A 1,670-nucleotide genomic window follows, 5' to 3' on the forward strand; every position below is an offset into this window, starting at 1 on the left:
TGTCCGTTTTTCTGGGTCAACTTCAGTCAGGCCGCAAGGGAGCCAGGAGTGAACCGATGTGCGAATCAATCAATTCGAACTTGCGAGCAGAACCGGCGTGAAGGCACTCGTCAAGCACGGACCTGGGCGTCACGTTGATTCGAATGGTTCCGGTGGCGATTGTGCTGAGGGTACGGGCCTGAGCCGGCCGATCATATTGTTGATGGGGTGGGATTTCGCCGGCGCCTGAGCATGTCTCCAAATTTTTCCACAGGTCGGCAAACGTGATGCGCGACTCCAGATATGCATGATCGTCACGCATCGACCAGAAACCCCCTGTCTATAAACCTTTGTGCTTGCGGATATTCACGGAAGAGTTTGCCTTGCGCTCCTGCGGCGCAGGCCGAGCCGGTTATCGATCCAGATTTACGCGCTTCACCCTGACGTACGACTTTATCCATTGGACCGGTCACTCATCCACGCTGGAAGTGACGAACGCGCGCGCAAAGATTGAAAGCATGGGGACAGGTTGCGCAGTCGGACATAAAATGGTATCGGTGTGAGCATACGTCGGAGCGTTGTTGACGTGACAAGCGAACACCAGATGAAGTGCGGCCGCCTCACCGGGCATGCCATTCATGGCGGCAGGCACGGTCAATCGAGCATTCAGCGCTCGCTGGCGGCCCTTGGCACAGGTAGGTGAACGCTCGCTGCCATGAGCGAAGAAGAAGCCAGAGTGTGTGGGACGATCTCTCGGAGGTGACTCATGCGTATTGCAAGACTGCTTGCCGGACTCTGCCTCCTGGCGTCGTCGGCGATTCAACACCCTGCTCTGGCTCAGGCACCCAAAGGTGCGACTCCAGCAACTATTCAGGCGAATGACAAGCTCCGCAACTACCTGAATTTTTCCGATCAACAAGACTTTGAAGACGCGCGGCGCGGATTCATTGCCGATCTGCCAAGTCCTGTTATCAAAGGTGCCTCAGGCAACGTTGTCATCGACTTGTCGCAGTACGATTTTCTGAAGTCGACAAGCACCACTCCCCCAACCGTCAATCCGAGCCTCTGGCGCCAATCTCAGATCCTGGCGAACCATGGTCTGTTCAAGGTGGTAGACGGTATTTACCAGGTGCGAAACATAGACCTGGCAAACATCACTTTCATTCGCGGCAAGACCGGGTGGGTTGTAGTTGACGTGCTTACCTCCTCGGAAACGGCGAAGGCTGCCTACGATCTGATTAGCGAGAAGGTTGAACGGCTGCCGATCACTGGGGTGATTTTTACGCACAGCCACGTCGACCACTTCGCAGGAATTCGCGGAATCGTCGATGAGAAAGACGTTCGCTCAGGAAAAATTCCTGTCGTCGCGCCGGATGGCTTCATGGAAGAAGCGGTCAGCGAAAACGTGTTCGCGGGCAATGTGATGAGTCGGCGGGCTTCGTACATGTACGGCAATTTGTTGCCCAAAGACCCGCGCGGCAATGTGGGCGGCGGCTTGGGTCTGACCACGGCCGCAGGCTCGATAACGTTGTTCGAGCCGAGCAAGATCATAAAGAAAACGGGGGAAACGCTGACGATTGATGGCGTCGATGTCGTCTTCCAGATGGCACCGGGTACTGAAGCACCAGCGGAGATGATGTTCTATTTCCCGCAATTCAAAGCTATCTGAACCGCCCCGGATTTGGTGGAGG

At 55.7% G+C, this 1,670-nt stretch carries 1 protein-coding gene; it reads left to right on the forward strand.

The features are described from left to right. Positions 1–745 precede the first annotated feature (745 nt). Complete coding sequence (locus BG61_RS38345) at positions 746–1,648, forward strand: MBL fold metallo-hydrolase (protein WP_035939309.1); 903 nt, start codon at positions 746–748, stop codon at positions 1,646–1,648. Positions 1,649–1,670 lie beyond the last annotated feature (22 nt).

The organism is Caballeronia glathei (assembly GCF_000698595.1).
Lineage (GTDB): Bacteria > Pseudomonadota > Gammaproteobacteria > Burkholderiales > Burkholderiaceae > Caballeronia > Caballeronia glathei.